Source organism: Nocardia sp. NPDC003963 (genome assembly GCF_053605105.1).
In genome coordinates this window covers 105,820-125,759 of the sequence record NZ_JBSGIP010000007.1, presented here as the reverse complement: position 1 = coordinate 125,759, position 19,940 = coordinate 105,820, and the positions used below count along the sequence as shown (strand labels likewise).

Sequence of the window (19,940 nt, the reverse complement as noted above, 5' to 3'; positions counted from 1 at the left end):
TAGCCGACCGTGCCGTGGCTACCGGGGACGTGCGTTGTTTCGCCTGCTCGCGGGTGAGCCGGCGGGCCGGGCTCGCCACAGTGGCAGGTCCGGTGGCGGCGTCGGCCCGGGGGATGCCGCCGGTCGTGGGCCGGGGACCGCTGTCCGATCCGCTGCCGCAACTGCCGGATACCCGGTGCGGTGGCCCCCGGGAGCAGTCCGGATTCGTCCCGATAACTTTCGGCTGCAACGGAATCGGCCGGTTCCGGGACATCGTGGCCGGCGAGTTCGGCGCGTACGGTCACCGCCACGCCCCGTTCTCCGAAGAGCCCGAGCGGTTCAACCGGGTGCTTGCCGACTTCCTGTGACCCGATCGCCGGCCGGGCCCGGCGTGCCGCCACGGTAGCCGCCCCGGCCGCCCGGCTCTATCTCCTCCCGCTGTTACGCGCGGTTCCACGCCCGGCCGAATACGACGACCTGATCACCCGACCACGCGAACCGCGAGCACGGTGGGTCCCGGTCGACGGTCGTGCCGGATCAGAAGCCGTCGTCGATCGGTGATTCGTCCACGCCGCGCCCGGCGGCCCGCAGTTCGGATAGCGAAGCGCCCCGGGGAAAGAGCCCCTGGCCGTGCACCTCCACCGGTGTGGGCCCGGCGTTTCCCGGTGGCGGCCCGCCCGGTACGAGATCTATCTCGAAGACGGCGGGAGCGGTCCCGCATCGGGCGATCATCCGGTGCGCCTCGGTACGGATGGCGGACTCGTCCTCCACGATCTTCCGCACACCGAACGCAGGTGCGGAGAGGAGCCACCGGTCTCCGTAACTGCTCACCTTCACCTCGAATCGCATGCTCACCCCTTGGTCCGTAGTCCGCCCGCGCACCTGTTCTCCGGCACAGATATTCGGTGCGACGGTTGCATCGACGTTAAGGAGTGCGGGCCGATCATGGCGAGCAGTGAGCACAAGTTTGCACAACTGGGATTCGGTATTTCCCGCAGTACACCGCAGAAGTGCATCATGTACGAAGTACGGGAAAACTCGTGCTAACCATCGAACAGGGGTTGAAGTATGCGTCTGCGGTTTCTCGGTAAGGGGGGCTCGGATCTCGGTGGATGCCCCAGTCTGTACACGACCGACCACGGAAGCTACCTGGTCCAGGGGTGGGAGACCGACAGACCGGCCACGGTCGAGATTCCGCATCTGCTACTGGGTTACGCCGAACCCGACACCTTCATCGGCGCGCCGATGAAGGATACCGGCCGGGGTACGTTCACCCTCGCCGGCCGTCCGGTCGCCGAGCGTGAGATCTTGGAACAGCTCGATCTGGCGCCCGACGAAGTAGCGATCGAAGTCCCGAAGACCCGGAGGACGTTCTACGGTGCTCTATCTTCCGCATGAGCCGCCGGACTGGGCCGCGCTCTTGCGCGAATGCGCGTCCGAGGCATTCCACCTGGAAGTCCGGGACGCCTACGCTGTGCCGGCCGAAGCCGGCCGGCTCGACCGGTTCTCGGCAGGCCGGCCCGCGATATCCGACGAGCAGAAGAACCGCTGGAACTCGCTGATCAGGGAAACGACCGGCCGCGGTGTCACCGTGCGCCGGGTCCGCGTGGTGACGGTGCCGCATACCGACTACCACCGCTGGCTGTTGTCGGTGACCGATACCAACACCGACGCCGGTGAGGACATCCGGTACGTACCCCGGCATCTGGCCGGCGAGGTGCCGTCGGACGACTGGTGGTTGATCGACGACGAGCGGGTCGTCTTCAACCTGGTCGACGACCACGGTAAACCCTCCGGTCTCGCGGTGACGACGGACCGGGGGATCATCCAGTACGCCCGCTGCGTGAAGCACCGGCTCTGGGACATGGCAACGCCCTACACGGAATATGTCGACAGATGAACGAAGTGCACAACGCGCGAGAAGCTCTCGGGGCACGGCTCCGGGAGCTGCGCCGCCGGGCCGGACTCACCAACCGAAGACTCGCCCAGCTCGCGGGCTGGCACGAGTCGAAGGTGAGCAAGATCGAGTTCGCGCGGATCAGACCCTCCGACGACGATATCCGCGCTTACTGCCGCCACTGTGGCGCCGAAGACCAGCTACCGGATCTGCTGGCGACGTCGAACAGTATCGAGGTCGCCTACCTCGAATGGCGCAAGATCCTCGGCGCCGGGCTCGGCCGCCGGCAGCAGAAATCGCTGAAACTCGAAGCGTCGTCCACCCATATCCGGGATTTCCAGCCGCAGATCGTTCCGGGTCTGCTCCAGACCGCGGCATACGCCACCGCGAAACTACGCCGCGGTATCGAATTCCATCGCATACCCGACGATGTCGAGAATGCTGTGTCGAAACGTATGGAACGCCAGCGCATCCTGTACCAGCGCGACCATCTGTTCCATTTCCTCATCGCCGAACAGGCGCTCTACACCACGGTCGGCGACGATACGGTCATGCTCGGGCAGCTCGACCGGCTGTCCTCGATCATCGGAATGCCCCGGGTGACCATCGGAGTCGTCCCGTCCACCGCCGAGGCGCTGGTGGTGTCCACCAATTTCGCCATGTTCGACAACCGGCTGGTGATGGTGGAGGGCACGGCCGCGGAACTCACCATCACCCAGCCCCGGGAGATCGATGTGTACGGGCGCGCGTTCGACGCCCTGGCCGGGCAGTCGGTGACCGGCGAGGGGGCGCGGGGCCTGATCCTGGATGCGCAGCGCGGGCGTACCGCGAACACCGGGCCGGCCGGTCGTCCGTGACCCACGTACCCGGGTGCCGGGTCTCACCGGTGCGGTTCGTGCCGGTCCAGGAAGTCGTCGATGAGGGTGTTCACCGCGTCCGGTACTTCCACGGCGAGCAGATGGGCCGCGTCTTCCAGGAACGACAGCTCGGCGCCGGGGACGGCGCGCGCCATGGCTTCGACCTCGGCGGGTGGGAAGGTCGCATCCTGGCGACCACCGACGATCAGGGTGGGCGTACGGATCTGCCCGAGAAGTTCCCGCTGGTCCGGCCGCCGGACCACCACACTGCGCACCGCGTGCCGCGCCGAGCCGATATCGTTGGCGCGCACTGTGCGCCGTACCCGCTCGACCACATCCGGCCGGGTCCGCATGGTCGTCGGACCGAGGAAGGCGGACAGCGCGGAGCCGACGAGCGGCCCCCGGAAGCCGCCGAGGGCGCGGGCGAGTACGAGCAGGGCACCGTATTCGAGGCGCTGGCGCCGTCCGGCCGGTGACGCCGTCCCGTTCATGAGGACGGCGGTCAGCACTCGCTCGGGACAGCGCGCGGCGAAGGTGGCGCCGATCATCGCGCCCCAGGAATTCCCCACGATATGCGCGCGGTCGATATCGAGTGTGTCGAGGATCTGCCCGACACATCGCGCGCATTCGCCGAAGGTGAACGGCCGGTCGAGCGGGGCGCTCGCGCCGTGGCCCGGTGGGTCGACGGCGACGGTGGTGAACCGGGCCGCGAAATGGGCGACCTGACCGTCCCAGAGTGTGTGATCCATGAGCAGGCTGGGCCACAGCAACATCGCCGGCCCGGTCCCGGTGACCCGGACGCGCAGCGTGCCCAGTTCGGTGGGAATATCCCGATCGGTCCCGCTCACCACCGACCTCCCGTTCCGGCGGCCGGCCGGGTGGGTACCCGGTGCGGCGCAGCCCGGGGACGATGTTCGCCCGGGAGGCAGCAGCGGCCGGTCTCGATATCGTGCACCAGGTCGCGGTAGACGATCTGGAGTTCCGCCAGGCGCGTCCATTCCGCGTGCATGAGTTCACCGGACGGGTCGTCGTGTCGCAGCAGATGGAAGGCGCGGGCGGCACCGGCGGCGATCACATCGATGAGTTCGCCGAGGGTGCGTTCGTAGACGCGGATCCCCGCGGTGGGCGCGGGTAGATATTCCGAACTCCAGGCATTGATCTCGGCGATCAGTGTCCGCCTGCGGGATTGCGACCGATTTCCGTCGGATCCGGATTCGAGCCGGTAGAGCTCCGAGAGCGCCGAGGCGAGGCCGCATACCTGCCCCTCGGCCTTCCGGCCGCCGACCGCGTACAGCAATTCGGTGGGGCTGGGCAGCAGGGAGGCGCCGGGGCCGGGGTGTACCCGCCGCACGATCAGACCCCGCCCGGTGCGGTGTGCCGATCCGTGCGTATCGCGCTCCGCACGGGGGACCGGGAATCATCTGCGCAGCCGTGGACCGACGAGCATCCATTTCCCGGCGCGCGATACAGCTGAACGAACATTCGTGAGTCGTACTTTCGCGAGGGACTTCTGTGGAATGAACCGGTTGGGGTCCGACCGAGAAATCAGCCGTGGATTCGCGGGGCCGTCACCGGTACCGCATATCTCCATCGCCTGGCATATCGAACTCCGATCGGTGCCGAGTTCCTCGTCGCGGAGCTCGTGGACGAGGACTTCGTCGCGTGCCCGAGGGGTTCGGGCGAGTCAATCGTAGGGCGACCCGGACGGCACGCATATGGGCGCGCGTAATGAAACATCCGCTCGCTCTCGTGCTGCGCGCACAAGGCGGGAACCAGGGTCACCCGGGCAGTCCGAGACAGGAGAGAACGGCCGGGCTCGGCATCTCGGGAATCACCGCCGGTGGTCCGGTACCGGGCGGCGGTCAGGGAAAGGGCGGCAAACAGTACGAGCCGAGGTCCGGACCGGTGCGGCGCCGGACCCATCGCGCCAGCTGCGCCGGGGTCTCGAGGTGCACCGCGTGCGCGGTACCCGGGAGAACCTGTGTTTCGAGCCCGAGTGCCGCGCCGAGATCCCGGACCGATCGATGCCGGGCGGGCGGTGAATTCTGTCCCACGGTCACGGTGATCCGGGTGGCCGCCGCGCCCACCGGACGGGGTTCGAAGGCGCGGAACATGGCGAGTTCCCCGGCGACGGTCGCCCGGGCCACGGCGGTGAGTTCCGGTGTCCAGCTCGGGCCGTAGAGCGCCCTGCCGAACCCTGCCACACCGTCCCGGTGAAAGGCCCGGGCGATATCGTCGAGCAGTCCGGGCGCGAGCGATCCGGCCGCCGGTTCGTGCAGCAGCGCACCGGCGAATCCGACCCCGCGGGCGGCCATTTCCAGGCCGAGCGTCGCGCCGCCGCTGACCCCGACCACGAACGCCCCCTCGCACAGCGGTGCGAGGGCGGCGATCTCGGTGTCCATATCTCCCGACTGCGGCCGGTCGGGGGCGTGTACTTCGACGGCCGGGCCGAGGGCGGCGACGGTGGCCGCCCAGACCCGGCTGTCGGTGGCCACGCCGTGGATCAGCACGACCTTCATACCGGTACGGACTGCTTGCCGAGCGCGGCCAGCAACTGGTCGGAGGTCGCGACCGCGCCGAAGATACCGCCCTGCATGGTGACCATGCTCAGCGCGGCTTCGTGGTGTTTGCGCTCGGTGGCGCCCGTGCAATCGGACAGGATCAGGCATTCGTAGCCGCGGTCGTTGGCCTCGCGCATGGTGGTGTGCACGCAGACATCGGTGGTGATACCGGTGAGGACGATGTGGGTGATGCCCGCACCGCGCAGCAGCAGGTCGAGGTCGGTGGCGTAGAAGGCACCCTTGCCGGGTTTGTCGACGACCGGTTCGCCCGCGATCGGTGCGACCTCGGGCACGATCTCCCAGCCCGGCTCGCCGCGCACCAGGATGCGGCCGCACGGACCCACGCTGCCGATCTCCGCGCCGACCTGCGCCGAACGCCAGCGCTTGTTGGCGGGGAGGTCGCTGAGGTCGGGCCGGTGGCCTTCGCGGGTGTGGATCACGGTCAGGCCGAGTTCACGGGCGGCGGCGAGGACCCGGGCGGTGGGTTCCAGGCCGGCGCGGGTGAGGGACAGGTCGTAGCCCATCTGGTCGACGTATCCGCCGGGCCCGCAGAAATCGGTCTGCCAGTCGATGAGCAGCAAGGCCGTGCGGGCGGGATCGATGGGGCCGTCGAAGGGCCAGGTGTAGGGGGTGGCGTCCACGGTGGTGGGGGTCATGCGATGAGCTCCTTGTCGCGTCGCGCGGTGAGGGTCGCGCAGAGGGTGAGAACAATTGCGGCGGCGGCGAAACCGATCACGGCATCCGACAGCCACGGGGCGAACCGATGGGTGAGCAGCGCGGCCACCGCGCCCCCGGCCCAGGCGGCGAACGCGGGCCAGTGCCAGCGGGCCCGACGGTCGTGCGGGCCGAGACCGAACCGGGGGAGCACCAGCTGGTCGAGGATGACCACGGCGCCGATCGGCGGCACGATCACCCCCAGCAGATTGAGCCACTGTTCGAAGTACGACCAGATACCCGCGACCGCCAGCACCACTCCGGCGGCGCCGAGGACGAGGGTGAGCCGCCGCATCCGGCCGCCGGAGAGCTGGCTCCAGCCGACCGCCCCGTTGTAGAGGCAGTGCGCGCAGACCGAACCCAGGTTGATGAATACGAACGCCACGGCCAGCGGAACCAGAATGCCGCCGTGGTCGACCAGGAGTCCGAGGAAGTTGCCACCGTCGGCGGCGGGGTCGGCCAGGGCCACCACGAGCCCACCGATCACCAGCGCGATGGAATTGCCCACCGGGAAGGCCGAGGCCGCGGCGAGGAAGGCTTCGCGGCCGTTGCGCGACCAGCGGGTGAAATCGGCGGTCATGGTGCCCGAATCGACGAAAGAGGCGATGACCAGGGTGACCGCCGCCCCGAAACTCATCGCCGCGGCCCCGGCCTGCCCCTGATAGGAGGTCGGCGAACCGCCGCCGTCGGCCACCGCGAGACCGATCGCGACCAGTCCCAGCACGATGTACACCGGCGCCGCGATCATGCCGATCGCCGACAGTGCCCGGATACCGAGCAGCGTCACCGCGATGAAGCCGAGTCCGGCGGCGAGCGCGGTGAACTGTTCGTGCCAGCCGAGGGTGTCGTGCAGGATCGCCCCCGCCATACCGGTCTGGAAGGCGAACCAGCCGATCACCACGGTCGCCAGGAAGGCGGAGGGGAGGAACGCGCCGGCCTTGCCGAAGGTTTCGGCGGCGGACAGCGCGAAGTTCTTACCCGTGCGCCCGGCGATCACGCTCAACGCGCCGACGTACAGCATCATGCAGATATTGCCCACCGCGATGGCGAGCAGTCCCAGCCAGAAGCCCAGCGAGTAGACGATGAGACCGCCGAAGATGGCGCAGGTCAGCACCATCGGGAAACCGAACCAGACCGCGGAGACCGAGCCCAGGCCGCGGCGCCGGTCGGCGGGAACCGGAACGTTCTCGAACTCCTCTATCTCCCAGGTGCTCTCGGGTTCGGTGAGCGTGGCCGTGCTCATAGCGCATCGGCTCCTTCGGGAGCGGGGAGTTCGTAGATCACGGTGACACTGCCGCCACCCGGCGGACCCTGGTGTTCGGCGCCCCCGGAGACGTACACCGCGCCGTCACCCTTGAGCGCCGACAGCAGACCGCCGACGGCGCCGCGCGCGTGCCGGGTGGCGTTGATATCGGAATCGGTGAGCATGGTGTGCCGCAGCCCCCGCACCGAGCCGCGGGGGTCGGCTTCGGCCTTGGCGAAGATCTGCCGCACCGTGCCCCCGGCCGCCGCCACCTGCGCCAGCAGCTGCTGCACCGAGGCAAGGTCGATCGCATCGGCCATATGGCCGTGCAGGGCGCGCAGCGGGTTGGCCGCCGTGGGGCTTTCGGCGACCACCAGTACATGGCAGTCGTCGAGTTCGGCGCCCGCGCTGGCCGAAGCGCGCGCCGACCAGACATCGGCCTCGCCCGTGAGGGCGCGCAACGCGGTCTCGCGATCACATTCCCCCAGCGCGACGGCGATCCCCAGCGAACTCGCCGCCCGCGACCAGCCCATCGACGCGTAGGTATCGGTGGCGACGGGCACCTGGCCGGCGGTGTGCAGCGCGGTGATCTTGTCCGAGGTCAGCAGCGGGCATTTCACCAGGACCAGATGGACATCGGCCGGGGTGACCCCGAGTTCGGCGAGCAACTTCCCGACGGTGTCGGCGACCGTGTCGACCTGGTTCGCGCGGCCGATCTCCCCGGGGTCCAGGACCCGGCTGCGGCGGGCCGCCGCGACCAGGCCGCGATCGAATCCCCGATGGTGGCGGTCGTCCCGGACGAACATGTTCACATGCGGGCTGAGCACCCCCTCGGTCCCGCCGGAGAACACGGTGACCGCGGCCTCCGGGATACGCGGTTCCCAGACGGCGGTGGCCAGGGTGCGGCTGAAATCGTTCACGCAGCCGTTGCCCTCGGTCTTACCGATCACCGAGACGAGATCGGCGGTGCGGTAGCCGGTTTCGGTGAGGACCTCGAAGGGGCGGGTGTCGCCGGGGTCGTCGGTGGGCACGGTCAACAGGGCGATACCGGTCATGCGGCGCTCTCCTTCGGGGTGCGGGCCGCGGTGAGATGGTTGAAGACGAGATTGAGAACGAACGCCACGATGACGGTGCTGGTGATCGCGCCGCCGGCGATGATCCGGACCGACGACGGAAGCCCTTCGTAGACCTCCGGCGCGACCACCGGGATCATCCCGATACCCATGGCCAGGGACACCACCAGCAGGTTGTCGTTACGGGAGTAGTCGACCCGGGCGAGGGTGGCGATCCCGACCCCGGCGACGGTGGCGAACATGACCAGGCTCACCGAGCCGATCACCGCGCCCGGGAGGTTGGCGACCACTTCGCCCATCTTGGGCACCAGTCCGAGCGCCACCAACAGCCCGCCCGCGACGGCCACCGCACGTCGGCTCGACACCCCGGTCATCCGCACCAGACTGACGTTCTGCGCGAAGATCGTGTCCGGGAACGAGGTCAGGAATCCGCCGAGGACAGCCGAGGCGCCGTCGGCCCCGAGAGCGCGGGCGAGCCGGTTCGGTTCCAGCGGCCGGCCGAGGTGATCGGCGGTGGCCATCAGGTAGGCGGTGGATTCGGTGAAGATCACCAGCATCACCAGGCACATCGAGATGATTCCGGCGATCGGGAAGGTCGGAGTGCCGAAGAGGAAGGGGTCGGGCAGGCCGAACCAGGCGGCGGTGCCGACCGCGCTGAAATCGGTGAGCGAGAGCGCGGCGGCGGCGAGGGTGCCCAGCACCAGCGCGATCAGGACGGCGGACTGCGCGACGATCCCGCGGCCGTAGCGCATCAGGACGACGATCAGCACGACCACCCCGAGCGCCAGCGCCAGTGGGGCGCCACCGGCCGGTTCGTCGCCGAAAGTGATGGATACGGCCTTGCCGATCAGCGACAGCCCGATCATGGTGACCGCCGCGCCGCGCACCATCGGCGGGAAGAACCGCACCAGTTTCGAGAACGGGATCGCCACCAGCATGCCGAAGATACCCGCCGCGATCATGGCGCCGTAGACGGCGGACAGCCCGTATTCCTCGCCTATCAGGATCATCGGCATCACCGCGGTGAACGAGGCGCCCGCCACCACCGGCATCCGGGCGCCGAGCAGTTTCCCGATACCGAGGGCCTGGACGAGGGTGATGACACCGGCGACCAGTAGATCGGCGTTCACCAGCGTGGCGATGGTGGAGGTGTCCAGCCCCAGGGCCGCGCCGAAGACCAGCGGGACCGCGACGCAGCCGGTGTACATGACCAGCACGTGCTGGAGACCGAACAGTGTTGTGCGCCAGAAGGGTAGGGAAGCGGAGGGAATCAGCGGCGGCGACTGGGTCGGGGCAGCGTCTGTGGACATGGGACCTGGCCTCGGGCAGAAGAAATAACCAACACCAGAATTTGTATACAAACACTGTTTCACTCATGTTGCCAGAGGTTCCAGGGTTGTGAACTATGCAAGAAGGCGAGGTGGGGTTCAAATTCTTGTATACAAACCTTGCGGTTCATACCGCTCGGTTTGTCCGGTGAGGTGCTCACCCGGGGCCGCGGACCATCGATCGGCGGCTCCCTGGAGAAGGCGCGGGCCGGGCGTCCGCGGTGATCCGCGCGCTCGCCGGCGGTACCGGACCGGGTGGAGCCGACGGTCCGGACAGCTGGTCTCAGTCCGCCGTCGCCTCGGCGTCCATATCGGCGAGCAACTCCTCGTCCCGGGCGATGTGCTCGTCCATCAGATACCCCGCCTGCACCGGCGACCCGTTGAGGATCGCCTGCGCGATGGCCGCGTGATCGCTCCATGAAATATGGGTACGGCTCTCCAGCCGCTGCCCGAAGATCCAGGAGACCCGCTCCAGGATCTGCTCCAGCATGGCCCCCAGCTGCTGATTACCCGACGCCTCGGCGACCAGGGTGTGGAACCGCAGGATCAGCGGCGGCAACTCGTCGTGGGCATGGGTGAGATCGGCCGACCGCCCCAGCTCCACCACCCGCGCCAGATCCGCGGCCACCGCCCCGCCCCTGGACCGCGCCGCCAGCTGTGCGGCCAGCACCTCCAGCCCGCGCCGGATCTGCACCAGCTCCAGCGCCGCCGGCCCCGACGGCGCCGATACGGTGGCCCCCCGATACCGCACCAGCGTCACGAACCCCTCGCTCTGCAACTGCGACAGCGCCTCGCGGACCGGTACCCGGGACACCCCGAACCGTTCCGCCAGGTCCACTTCGCGCAGCCGGTCACCGGGCGCCAGTCGTCCGGTGAGGATGTCCTCGCGCACGGCGTCGGCGACCGCGGCGCCGGGGGCGGTGCGGGGGGTCGGCTGGGAGGTGGTCACGTGGTGAGGGTAATCCCGGCACCCGATTCGATCCCATCGCCGGATGTCGGCCGCGACGTGACCGGGTGTGATCGCCGGCGGAACACCGGCCGGTTATGGGAGGGCGTCACCGGCGAGAAATGGTAGTCATAGAGTTCTATGGTCGACGACATTCTGGCGATGGCTTGGCGGGAAGCCGCGGGACGCCTCGAGGTCTCACTCGGTGAACGGACCCCTTATGTGCTCGCACGGTTGTACCACCGATCGGGCGCGGACTTGGAGTGGATGGTCCGGAGTGTCGAGCACATGGATCCTCGACTCACCGCGAAAGTCATGCAGGCGGCGCAGCGGGCAGTGGAGCGAGGGATGCCGCTGCCCGAAATCCGGTTGCAGCTCGGGGCCGTTCAGAACAGGCATCGTGCGGGCCTTGCCAGTGGGCAGCGGTCGCCGCGGATCCGGTTGGAGCAGACCCGGCAAGCGCTGGCGGACCTGAACGCGCCGCCGGCGACCTCGCGGGATGCCGCGCCCGAGGAGCCCAAGACTTACAGTCGTCCGTCCGGGTATCGCAAAGGTATGCGGGAGAAAGTATTCGAACGCAACAGTGACGGCGACGGTGTCGTTCGCGATCCACTGACCGGTCGAGCGATCGAGTTCGACGATCCGTGGCATATGGGGCATCGGCCCGGTATGGAATTCTGGAAGCATCAACGTGATGCCGCGGTACGCGGGATCACCAGAGAGGAATTCCTGGACGAACACTATGACTGGCGCCGATACCGACCCGAACTGGCGGCTTCGAATCTGAGCCACGCCGGTGAAGATCGTACAGACCACTTTGTGAGGCTGCCCGACGATGAAAGTCAGTAGTGACAACAAGGGGATCGCGGAGATCGCCGGGGCCGCTTTCGGCGGCATCTCCCGCGTTGTGCAATATCTGGATTCGGACGAGAAGTCCGAGATCGCGGTGCTCAGTAGTGACGATCGACCAGCACCGGGGTTGATCTCGTTGTGCACCGTGGGGCTCTCCGATCACCCGATTCCGGGTCGTGCCCGGCCGCCGCTGGGGGTCGAGATCCTCGCCGTCAGTCCGCTGCCGGTATTTGCGGCTGTGCTGTCGACAGCGGCGTTCTGCGTGGTCAACAGCGGTTGGCTCGCCGAGCCGGGGCGGGTCTTTCCCGGCATCGTGGGGGCACATGTGCCCGACACCACCGTCCCCCATTTGATGTTCGTCGATCCTTTTCTGTGGGAGGACTCCGATTTCGCGTCCCGGACTCTGACCGGGAAGACCGTGGCGTGGGTCCAGGGTGTCCCGATCAGTGACGCCGAGATGGAATACGTCCGGGCGCGCGGAGCAGACGCCTTGGAGGAGCTGTTCGTATCCGCTCAGCCGGACGTGTTCGATCCCCGCCGTCCCTCCGTCGTATCCGACCGGACCTCTGACTGATCAGGTAGATCGCGGCCGTGTCCGGATTCGGCCTGCTGCCCGCATTCATCCGTTCCGAGCGTTGCGGCCGGTGTACTTCGAGTACGCCTACCGGCTGCGGGGCGTTGCTGTCCGGAGAACGGGGAATGTCCCGTCCCCCAGATCGGGATTCGGAAGCTTGCCTTCGGGGTCGACGAGCGCCACGTCCCGGCCGTCGAGTCCGAAACGGCGCAGTCCCTCCAGCAACATCCGGCGGCCGACATCGGTGATCCGGTCCACTCGGCTCAGATCGAGGACGACAGTGCCGGTGGTGGTGTCGTTCTGGAAGGCGGCCAGTACTGATTCGGCGCCGATGAACTGCACGGCGCCCTGTAGCGCGTACCAGGTTTCGCCGTCCCGGACCGTGGTGGAACGCAGCACCGTGGAGCCGTGCGGTTCCGACTCCATCAGATGCATACCCATATCGTCGGAGAGCCGATGGAAGGCCTTGATTCCCCGCACACTGTTGCCGTGCGGGTCGAGGCGGGGCGAGACGACCCCGATCCCGCACTGACCGGGCAGCGCGCCCAGCAGACCGCCGGCCACCCCGCTCTTGGCGGGGATCCCCACTCGGGTGAACCATTCGCCGGCCGAATCGTACATACCGGCAGCGGCCATCACCGCCAGTGTCTCGCGCGCGACGGCCGGCGCGACGACCTGCGCACCGGTCTGCGGATGCACACCTCCGTTGACCAGTGCCGCGCCCATCGTGGCGAGATCCCGCACGGTCACCTTGATCGAGCACTGCCGGGTATAGCCCTCGACGACCTCGTGCGGGTCGTCGTCGATGATCCCGTAATTACGCAGCATATGCGCGATCGAGAGGTTGCGGTCCGCGGTCGCCAGCTCGGAGGCACAGACACGTTCGTCCAGTTCGAGGTCACGGTCGGCCAGCGTCGAGAAGAAACTCCGAGCCCGCTCGAACCGTTCCGCGACAGTCGCGTGCGGGCCGGCCAGGAGCTGATGGGTGGCGATCGCGCCGGCATTGATCATCGGATTCTTGGGCCGCCGCGATTCGGCCTCCAGCGACAACTCGTTGAATGCCTCACCCGACGGTTCGACGCCGACCGTCGCGCGGACGGTATCGAAGCCGCGATCGGCCAGGGCCGCCGCATAAGCGAACGGTTTGGAGATGGACTGGATGGAGAATTCGATATCGGCGTCGCCGGCGGTATAGACCCGCCCGTCGACCGTGCACACCGCTATACCGAGCACCTCCGGGTCCGCGGCGGCGAGTTCGGGTATGTAGCCGGCGACCTCCCCGCCGGTGTCGGCGCGGACGGTGTCGAGCACTTCCTGCAGATAGTCGGCAATGGGGGAGTGCACGGTGTCCACCTTTCCGGGGAATACGGCCGTGGCGGCCGGTCGGGTAAAGCTTGTGATCCGACGGCTATCGGTATTCGGGATCGTCCCAACCGAAAATGCGATCGATCGCGCGGTTCAGCCTAGCGGCGGAGCAGTGGATATCGGCGCGGTGCGCCTCGTCGCGGATTCAGCACTGCTCGGGCGACTACTGGCAGGGTCATCGTGGCTGCGGTCGGTGGACTGAGAGGTGGCCACGCGCTGGGTAATCCCGGCGCCGTTCGATCGCGTCGTTGGACAGGGAACCGAGTCGTACCCTGGTGCACTACGGTGCTGTCCCTCTCCTGAGGGTCTATGGCACGGTTGGTCGATCGAAGTCGCGATGGGAGTGCGAAAAGTGAATGAAAATGAGGGATTTCGCGTGGAAAGTACCTGATCAGGAAGTGTGCTCCCCGCGCACGCGGGGATGATCCTACCGAGCCGACCGTGGCTGACCCGATCACCGGGTGCTCCCCGCGCACGCGGGGATGATCCCTCTTGATAGATCCATCCGGTTTCGACCAGTTCGTGCTCCCCGCGCACGCGGGGATGATCCCTGGCTGAGGCTCGCCCGCGGCGAGCTCGTCGAGTGCTCCCCGCGCACGCGGGGATGATCCCAACCGATGACCATCGATCTGAACGCGGCGATCGTGCTCCCCGCGCAAGCGGGGATGATCCCCGCGGAGAGTAGCGGCCAGCAGAGGATCGTTGGTGCACCCCGCGCACGCGGGGATGATCCCAAGACGGACAAGCGCCTCATCTCGATCGAAGAGCAGCTGAACGAGAAGTGGCCGCAGCTCGGCGGTCGGGACGTGAAGGAAGCACTGGCCGCGATCACGGGGGAGATCGGCTAGCGGCCTCGTTCTTGCCCCCGGTCTCGCTCCCTCCCCGGAGCATCCCGCCCGCCCCGGGTCGGCTGTGGGGGTTCGCGGAAGGGGGACTCGACCCCGGGAGGCGGCCGATTGATGCGCAGGATGTCTGCGGCGTCGCGGCCGTCCATCGGGGGTCTCTCTCCCCGCTCGGCGGCTTCTCGCTGCTCCTGGGCGCGTTGGGCCAGTCGCGCGACGGCTTCGCGTTGTTGTTGCTGTTCCCTGGCTATCTGGCGCTCGCGCCCCTGTTTCTCCTGGGCCTCCCGGGCAGCAGCTTGGGTTCGCGTCTTCTCAGCTGCCCTCTCCTGGAGTTCCCGCAGCCTCTGCTGGGCCCGGAGACCCTTGGAAGGGATCAATTCCAGTTGGTCGCGATTGCGCTCCAGATCCCGTCCGATCTTTTCGGCTCTATTCGCCTGCTCCTGGGTGACCTCTTCGACGCGGAACCGGCCCTTGAAGTCGCGCACCATGTCATCGAGGGCTCGGCGGATGTCCGGCTCCGGTGATCCTTCGATGACAACCCAGGCCCCGGTGGCTTTCTTGTCGAGTGTGAGGGCTTCGCGGTCCTTGTCGATCTGCTTCAGCGTGAACTCCCCGCGAAGCCGCTTGGCGCCCTTGTACTCCCGGAATTCGAAATCGTTTACGGCTCTGGAGTTATCGTGATGGCGCTCCTCGCCCGACGGTAGCTGTTGGGGTACCTCGTGTCGCCAACCCTTGTCGGGTGTCTCGCCTCGCATCTCGGCGATCCCGTAGTGAAACCAGCGACCCTTGTCGTTCGACTTACGCCCCAGCGCGGAACGTTCACGTTGCTCTCGACGCTGCTGCTCGGCATAGCGACGGCGACGCTCTTCCTCTTCGCCGGACATCCCCCCGGACTCCGGATCAGGCCAAGCCGTGCTTCCGCTTCAGCTCTAGACCTTCGTGTTCCAGCCCGTGCGCTTCGGCGTAATCGACAGCTCTCGAATACCACTCGGATATGACAGAGGGTCTGAAGTCCCCGCCTGGAGAGTCGAACAGCATGTTGACCGGATAGTCGATCTCGTCGGTCCAGTCGTAGCGGATGATCGGGCCGAATTCGTAGAGCCGACCGGGCTCGGCCGACAGCACCCTGCCCATGTCCGGGTTGTTGATCCAGCGGCCGCCGCAATGCCTGACGAAGTACTCGCCGATGTAGGCCACGAAGGCATTCACGAGCTCGATTTTGTCCGCCTCGAACAGCTCGTCTTCGTCCGGGAAGAAGTAGTCGAAGGCGTCATCGACCCAGTGCAGCGCCATCTCGTCGCTGTAGCGGTCCACCCCCACGGGCATCGGGCCTATGGGCTCGGCCGAGCCGGTCTGGGTCCTCCAGTCGGCGGGCACCCTCGGCAGCGCCTCGGTGAACAGCCAGTCGATCACCCTCGAGACGCGTTCGGGGCTCGACCACACCACCCACTCCGGATCGTCCTGTGCCGCCTTGTCGATCTCGTCGATCACTGGTCGATTCCTTCCCCTCGTGTCCACCAACCCGATTCGAACCCATTGCAGCGTACCCACCGGTTCGGACAATTTATCGCTATCAGAGGAGCCGAGGGACGGACAGATGCATCCGTCAAATCGGCGCTCCCGGTCGCCATATCCTGAAGCATCTCGGCAACGATCGGGGTTCGACGGCTGCACTTCGGCGCAATTTTCCAGCCAGGGCGCCGACGGAAACCAAGGATCACTGCGCGGTCCATCAACTTCCGGGTTTGCGCCGTGTGTCGAGGCCCGATCATGAATCCGTAGGCCATGGATACGCGGCAGTCGTCGGCTGGAACGTGCCGTGCGTCCGAGGCCGAGCCCTCGGGAACTGGAATGCCACAGCCCGGTCGATCTCCGCAGCGGGCATCCCGTGCTCGAGCGATACGTCCCTATAGGGGCGGATATCCCGGCAAGGAAGACGCATCTCGTGTGCTTCGATGAAGTACCGGGCTCGGCGGCTCAGTCCTTCCGGCTTAAGCAGGGGCGGCACGTTGTGCGCGGGAAAATCTCCCGCGCAACACATTCACCAATGAACGGTATCGGGCTCCACCGGTATCGGTGCGTTCATTTGTCATGAGAAGTCGTATTGTGGCGGCATGCATCAGATCTGCCGTTCGCTTCGGCTCACGGAAGAACAACCGAGCGAACCGGAGAGAGCGGAAAGTGAATGAAAACCGGGGGTACTGCTCGGAAACTGCCTGATCAGGAAGTGCGCTCCCCGCGCACGCGGGGATGATCCCCAGTCCTTGACCGCCGCGATAGCCGCCTTGAAGCGCTCCCCGCGCACGCGGGGATGATCCCAAGACATTCGGGGTCGATACCGCCGAGTCGGTGCGCTCCCCGCGCACCCGGGGATGAGCAAGAGTGCGCTATTCGTAGCTATCGTCCAGGTAATTCAGGGTGGCGAGATATGGGCGGCAGCTCGATAGTGGTGGTTGTGCGCGGTCCGCGTCCCTGTCGTCTCGTCCGCAGGTCGAAAAGCTGGTTCGGCGGCATAGTCGGTCGGGGTATGTGGCTCGCATTCGGTAGTCGAGGGTGTTGGTGCGGCGATCGGAACGAAATCCCGAGACTGAGTACTTGCCTGGTGGAGCGTCGCGAGCTGATGGATGGCCAGCGAAGTCATGATCATTTCCAGCGCACCGAGCTGCGTTCGGAGAGATCGACGGCTGACAGCGGAAAGGTGACCGGGAGCGAGCTCAGGGCCCGGTGGAAGGGGCCAGGTCGCCACATCAGATCGGTGGGGGCGACTGCGAGTCGCATGTCGGGCAACACGTCCAAGAGTTGGTCGATTGCATCTTGGGCGATCAGGTAGGCGACGGTCCGGGCCGGGCATGCGTGTCGTCCGGAGCTCCAGGCCAGGTGAGAGCGGTTGCCGGTGGTGTCTTCACCGACGATTCCGGGGTCGGTGTTGGCGGCGGCGAGGCTGATGAGTACGGGTTGGTGTGCCGGTAGCCAGGTTTCGCCGATCAGTACCGGGGTCCGCGGGTAGGTGGTGCAGAAGTTGGCCATCGGTGGGTCGTTGAACAGCACCTCGTCGAGTGCGTCGCGGGTGGAGAGGCTGCCGCTGATCAGGCCGCCACCGAAGCGGTCGTCGGTGAGCATGAGCAGGATGGTGTTGGTGATCAGGTTGGGCTGGGCTTCGCCGCCTGCTCCGTAGAAGCTCATGAGTTGAGCAAGTATTTCGGTGTCGTCGAGCTGGTGGGGGTGGGTGAGCAGACGGGTGGTGGCGTCGTTGCCGGGGTGCGCGCGCTTGAGCGCGACGAGTTCCGCCAGCGCGATTCGCAATTGGGCCATGTCCTCGGTGGTGGCGGCGGTGTCGAAGCGGGCGGCCATTCCGGCGGTGATCCGCTGTGCTATTTGGGGTGGGCAGCCCATGATCTGGTTGAGGACGGCGACGACGAGTGGGCGGGCGTAGTCGGTGACCAGGTCCGCGGTGCCGTTTCGGCAGAAAGCGCTGATCAGTGGTGCGGAGAGCTTTTCAACTGTGGAGTGCATGGCGTGGCCGTCGACGCCGTCGATGGCGGCCTTGGAGGCCCGGCGGTAGCGAGCATGGTCGTAGCCGGTGCTGTAGCGGGCCGCCGGGTACCAGCGCATCATCGGCAGCACAGGCGAGTCGGCGGGGACGGTGTGCTGCCAGGGGCGCGGGTCGGTGGGGAAATGGTCGCTGTCGTGCAGGATCCGCAGCGCGGTCCGGTATCCGAGCACCAGTGTGGCCGGTACTCCGGGGGCGAGTTCGATGGGTGCGAGGTCGCCGAACTGTTCGCGCATGGCGCGGTAAGCACTGTGCGGATCCGCCGCAAAGGCTGGGGTGTGCAGTGGCACTCGCGGACCGGCTTCTGCGGGTGGGCTACTGGTGATCGGGCAGCGACCGGCCGGTCGGGTACCTGGGAACGAAATCGATGACGGAGGAGACGAGGACATGACGGCTTCTTCCGGATATGCGTGGGGACCCGGGCGCGGTTCCGCTACCCGGGTGCGATGAATGACGAACCTGCATCAACGTGTTCGCAGGCTCGATGCGGTCGAGCTCGTGTCAGATCAGGCCGAGATCGTTCGAGAAAGAGGCGAGCAAAGCGTTCTGCTCACGCAACCGGCAGCGCTGGCTGATATAGCCGTCGGGCCGGATCAGACACAGACTGTCGCCGCCGGGTGCGCCGTAGCGGTCATGGACCCGGCGGCTGTCCGCGGTGATGGCACCGGCCGGAGTAGGCGCGTGGTGGCCCGGCGGTGTGATGACCACCGGTTCGATCCGGTTTCCGAATATCTGTTGTGCGCGCGTGATCAAGTCCGAGATGTTCGGGGCCGTCTGAGGTTCGCGGTGGATGACCAGCAGCGTGTGTGCGGGGTGTCGAAACAGCTCGTACAACCGCAGGCGTGGCGTGATTTCGATATCGGGAGCGCGGTCGCCGCAGGCCGGGCCGTCGAGTCGCTGACCGGGCGGTGCTTGCATGTCCACGGTGGGCGCATAGCTGTAGACGAGCCCGGATACCCGGGCCACCGCGCGTTCGGTGAATCCGGGTTCGCGGGCGATGGCCAGGCGCTCGGCGATCGGGATGCCGTGGTTCATCAGCACCGAATGCAGTTCATGGGTGCCCGCGATCACCTGCTCGGCGATCGGTCGCCGCTCCGCCTCATAGGTATCGAGCAGCGATTCGGCGGCTTCACCCTTGACCACCGCAGCCAGTTTCCAGCCGAGGTTGAACGCATCCTGCATCGAGGTGTTCTTGCCCTGTCCACCGGCCGGTGAGCGTTCGTGGCCGGCGTCCCCGCACACCAGGATCCGGCCGTTGCGATACCGCGAGGTGATCCGCCGTCGCGTCCGGAACGCCGACGTCCACTCCGGCACTCCTATTTCGACCGCACCCTCGAAATGCGCATCCAGAACCTTCCGGAACGCCTCCACGGAGGTATCGGCGTCGCGGCTGTCGCCTTTCTCGCTGATCAGGACCCGCCACAGGCCACCCGGCAGCGCGGTGCTCAACAGCATGTGGTCGAGCGCGATCCGGTAGTCGACACCGCCCACTTCGACCGGAGATCCCTGCAACGGCACGTCCATCATCCGCATCGCTGTGTCCACGTACTCGGCACGGCTGACTTCGGCACCCAAGTGGTCGGCGACGGTGCTGTGCACACCGTCGCAGCCGATGAGCCAATCCGGCCACATCGTCTCCGTGTCGCCGGTGACCGTGTCCCGCACCGTCGCGGTCACTTCGCCATCCCGGTGGACGGTGACCGACACCAGTTCGGTGTGCCAGTCGATGACCCCACCCAATCCGGTGAAGTGGCGGCGCAGGATTTCCTCGGTGTCGCGTTGGCTGATCGTCCGGTAATAGGGGTAGCGGCTGTCGAGGCCGGTGAAGTCCAGCCGCACTTTCTCCTCGGCGCCCGTGAAGTGGTAGTCCATCCATTCCCCGCGCAACCCCCGATCCTGGAACTCGTCGACCATCCCGGACAGCTCCAGCAGCTCGAGGGTGCGGGCGTGGACAGTGAACGAACGCGATGTCGTCGCCGGCGCGGAAAGTTTATCGATGACACGGCAATCCACGCCTCGGCGCAATAACTCGATACCGAGAGTCAGACCGGTCGGCCCGGCGCCGACGATCAGAACACCGAGATGAGAAGCGGGCAATATAGACATGGCTGAACGCCCTCCGAATTGATCGAGATCAGGGTGGGAACGCAGGTCCCCCT

The 19,940-nt window shown here is 67.0% G+C and carries 20 protein-coding genes and 1 CRISPR repeat array; of the genes, 6 read left to right on the top strand and 14 right to left on the bottom strand.

The features are described 5' to 3' along the window. The first annotated feature begins 14 nt into the window (after window positions 1-14). On the top strand, window positions 15-347 hold the full coding sequence (locus tag ACWEWT_RS16250) for a hypothetical protein (RefSeq protein ID WP_452559677.1): 333 nt from the start codon (window positions 15-17) through the stop codon (window positions 345-347). A 169-nt stretch (window positions 348-516) separates the two neighbouring features. Here ACWEWT_RS16250 and ACWEWT_RS16245 read toward each other — a convergent pair whose 3' ends face one another. Then, window positions 517-834 carry a hypothetical protein gene (locus ACWEWT_RS16245; protein WP_452559675.1) on the bottom strand — a complete coding sequence of 106 codons (318 nt, stop codon included), beginning with the start codon at window positions 832-834 and terminating at the stop codon, window positions 517-519. A 213-nt stretch (window positions 835-1,047) separates the two neighbouring features. On the opposite strand from ACWEWT_RS16245, the gene ACWEWT_RS16240 reads away from it, so the two are divergent. From ACWEWT_RS16240 to ACWEWT_RS16230, 3 genes are read left to right on the top strand one after another with little or no spacing between them, the layout of a single operon-like run. Next, entirely contained in the window at window positions 1,048-1,377 is a 330-nt protein-coding gene (locus ACWEWT_RS16240; protein ID WP_452559674.1) for a hypothetical protein, read from the top strand. Continuing rightward, the gene (locus ACWEWT_RS16235) at window positions 1,358-1,879 is read left to right on the top strand and encodes a DUF6879 family protein (protein ID WP_452559672.1); all 522 of its coding nucleotides are present in this window, start codon (window positions 1,358-1,360) and stop codon (window positions 1,877-1,879) included. Before ACWEWT_RS16240 ends, ACWEWT_RS16235 begins: the two co-directional genes overlap by 20 nt. Then, window positions 1,876-2,733 (top strand): helix-turn-helix domain-containing protein, encoded by an 858-nt coding sequence (locus ACWEWT_RS16230; RefSeq protein WP_452559671.1) that lies wholly within the window; start codon window positions 1,876-1,878, stop codon window positions 2,731-2,733. The genes ACWEWT_RS16235 and ACWEWT_RS16230 overlap by 4 nt, the downstream gene beginning before the upstream one ends. 23 nt (window positions 2,734-2,756) lie before the next feature. On the opposite strand, the gene ACWEWT_RS16225 is transcribed toward ACWEWT_RS16230, so the two are convergent. From ACWEWT_RS16225 to ACWEWT_RS16190, 8 genes are all read right to left on the bottom strand, one after another. Beyond that, window positions 2,757-3,581: an alpha/beta fold hydrolase gene (locus ACWEWT_RS16225; RefSeq protein ID WP_452559669.1), complete on the bottom strand. Its 825-nt coding sequence runs from the start codon at window positions 3,579-3,581 to the stop codon at window positions 2,757-2,759. Further along, entirely contained in the window at window positions 3,578-4,084 is a 507-nt protein-coding gene (locus ACWEWT_RS16220; RefSeq protein WP_452559667.1) for a hypothetical protein, read from the bottom strand. The genes ACWEWT_RS16225 and ACWEWT_RS16220 overlap by 4 nt, the downstream gene beginning before the upstream one ends. A gap of 511 nt (window positions 4,085-4,595) precedes the next feature. Beyond that, window positions 4,596-5,252: an alpha/beta fold hydrolase gene (locus ACWEWT_RS16215; protein WP_452559666.1), complete on the bottom strand. Its 657-nt coding sequence runs from the start codon at window positions 5,250-5,252 to the stop codon at window positions 4,596-4,598. Then, a complete protein-coding gene (gene biuH, locus ACWEWT_RS16210) occupies window positions 5,249-5,950 on the bottom strand; it encodes a biuret amidohydrolase (RefSeq protein ID WP_452559664.1) in 702 nt (233 codons plus the stop codon). Before biuH ends, ACWEWT_RS16215 begins: the two co-directional genes overlap by 4 nt. Beyond that, complete coding sequence (locus tag ACWEWT_RS16205; protein ID WP_452559662.1) at window positions 5,947-7,251, bottom strand: cytosine permease; 1,305 nt, start codon at window positions 7,249-7,251, stop codon at window positions 5,947-5,949. Before ACWEWT_RS16205 ends, biuH begins: the two co-directional genes overlap by 4 nt. Beyond that, on the bottom strand, window positions 7,248-8,306 hold the full coding sequence (atzD, locus tag ACWEWT_RS16200) for a cyanuric acid amidohydrolase (protein ID WP_452559660.1): 1,059 nt from the start codon (window positions 8,304-8,306) through the stop codon (window positions 7,248-7,250). The genes ACWEWT_RS16205 and atzD overlap by 4 nt, the downstream gene beginning before the upstream one ends. Further along, window positions 8,303-9,634, bottom strand: coding sequence for a nucleobase:cation symporter-2 family protein (locus tag ACWEWT_RS16195; protein WP_452559658.1), 1,332 nt, complete (start codon window positions 9,632-9,634; stop codon window positions 8,303-8,305). The genes atzD and ACWEWT_RS16195 overlap by 4 nt, the downstream gene beginning before the upstream one ends. 301 nt (window positions 9,635-9,935) lie before the next feature. Next, complete coding sequence (locus ACWEWT_RS16190; protein ID WP_452559656.1) at window positions 9,936-10,601, bottom strand: GntR family transcriptional regulator; 666 nt, start codon at window positions 10,599-10,601, stop codon at window positions 9,936-9,938. A 138-nt stretch (window positions 10,602-10,739) separates the two neighbouring features. On the opposite strand from ACWEWT_RS16190, the gene ACWEWT_RS16185 reads away from it, so the two are divergent. Both ACWEWT_RS16185 and ACWEWT_RS16180 read left to right on the top strand, forming a co-directional pair. After that, on the top strand, window positions 10,740-11,447 hold the full coding sequence (locus ACWEWT_RS16185; RefSeq protein WP_452559655.1) for an HNH/ENDO VII family nuclease: 708 nt from the start codon (window positions 10,740-10,742) through the stop codon (window positions 11,445-11,447). Beyond that, a complete protein-coding gene (locus tag ACWEWT_RS16180; protein WP_452559653.1) occupies window positions 11,434-12,024 on the top strand; it encodes a suppressor of fused domain protein in 591 nt (196 codons plus the stop codon). The genes ACWEWT_RS16185 and ACWEWT_RS16180 overlap by 14 nt, the downstream gene beginning before the upstream one ends. Window positions 12,025-12,111: 87 nt before the next feature. On the opposite strand, the gene ACWEWT_RS16175 is transcribed toward ACWEWT_RS16180, so the two are convergent. The 5 genes from ACWEWT_RS16175 to ACWEWT_RS16155 form a co-directional block, all read right to left on the bottom strand. Then, the gene (locus tag ACWEWT_RS16175) at window positions 12,112-13,368 is read right to left on the bottom strand and encodes a glutaminase (protein ID WP_452559651.1); all 1,257 of its coding nucleotides are present in this window, start codon (window positions 13,366-13,368) and stop codon (window positions 12,112-12,114) included. Window positions 13,369-13,789: 421 nt separating this feature from the next. Then, a CRISPR array of direct repeats spans window positions 13,790-14,122; the repeat unit is 28 nt; unit sequence GTGCTCCCCGCGCACGCGGGGATGATCC. Between the two features lie 111 nt (window positions 14,123-14,233). Next, on the bottom strand, window positions 14,234-15,115 hold the full coding sequence (locus ACWEWT_RS16170) for a hypothetical protein (protein ID WP_452559649.1): 882 nt from the start codon (window positions 15,113-15,115) through the stop codon (window positions 14,234-14,236). Window positions 15,116-15,131: 16 nt separating this feature from the next. Then, window positions 15,132-15,722 carry a hypothetical protein gene (locus ACWEWT_RS16165; RefSeq protein ID WP_452559647.1) on the bottom strand — a complete coding sequence of 197 codons (591 nt, stop codon included), beginning with the start codon at window positions 15,720-15,722 and terminating at the stop codon, window positions 15,132-15,134. Window positions 15,723-16,874: 1,152 nt separating this feature from the next. Further along, complete coding sequence (locus ACWEWT_RS16160) at window positions 16,875-18,170, bottom strand: cytochrome P450 (RefSeq protein ID WP_452559645.1); 1,296 nt, start codon at window positions 18,168-18,170, stop codon at window positions 16,875-16,877. Window positions 18,171-18,282: 112 nt separating this feature from the next. Next, complete coding sequence (locus ACWEWT_RS16155) at window positions 18,283-19,887, bottom strand: FAD-dependent monooxygenase (protein ID WP_452559644.1); 1,605 nt, start codon at window positions 19,885-19,887, stop codon at window positions 18,283-18,285. Between the last annotated feature and the right edge of the window lie 53 nt (window positions 19,888-19,940).

What these genes read in the sequence shown, in the direction of transcription:
- ACWEWT_RS16240 (WP_452559674.1), top strand. Translation starts at nt 1,048, where the DNA reads ATGCGTCTGCGGTTTCTCGGTAAGGGGGGCTCGGATCTCGGTGGATGC.
- ACWEWT_RS16230 (WP_452559671.1), top strand. Translation starts at nt 1,876, where the DNA reads ATGAACGAAGTGCACAACGCGCGAGAAGCTCTCGGGGCACGGCTCCGG.
- ACWEWT_RS16215 (WP_452559666.1), bottom strand. Translation starts at nt 5,252, where the DNA reads ATGAAGGTCGTGCTGATCCACGGCGTGGCCACCGACAGCCGGGTCTGG.
- biuH (WP_452559664.1), bottom strand. Translation starts at nt 5,950, where the DNA reads ATGACCCCCACCACCGTGGACGCCACCCCCTACACCTGGCCCTTCGAC.
- ACWEWT_RS16205 (WP_452559662.1), bottom strand. Translation starts at nt 7,251, where the DNA reads ATGAGCACGGCCACGCTCACCGAACCCGAGAGCACCTGGGAGATAGAG.
- atzD (WP_452559660.1), bottom strand. Translation starts at nt 8,306, where the DNA reads ATGACCGGTATCGCCCTGTTGACCGTGCCCACCGACGACCCCGGCGAC.
- ACWEWT_RS16195 (WP_452559658.1), bottom strand. Translation starts at nt 9,634, where the DNA reads ATGTCCACAGACGCTGCCCCGACCCAGTCGCCGCCGCTGATTCCCTCC.
- ACWEWT_RS16185 (WP_452559655.1), top strand. Translation starts at nt 10,740, where the DNA reads ATGGTCGACGACATTCTGGCGATGGCTTGGCGGGAAGCCGCGGGACGC.
- ACWEWT_RS16180 (WP_452559653.1), top strand. Translation starts at nt 11,434, where the DNA reads ATGAAAGTCAGTAGTGACAACAAGGGGATCGCGGAGATCGCCGGGGCC.
- ACWEWT_RS16170 (WP_452559649.1), bottom strand. Translation starts at nt 15,115, where the DNA reads ATGTCCGGCGAAGAGGAAGAGCGTCGCCGTCGCTATGCCGAGCAGCAG.
- ACWEWT_RS16160 (WP_452559645.1), bottom strand. Translation starts at nt 18,170, where the DNA reads ATGTCCTCGTCTCCTCCGTCATCGATTTCGTTCCCAGGTACCCGACCG.
- ACWEWT_RS16155 (WP_452559644.1), bottom strand. Translation starts at nt 19,887, where the DNA reads ATGTCTATATTGCCCGCTTCTCATCTCGGTGTTCTGATCGTCGGCGCC.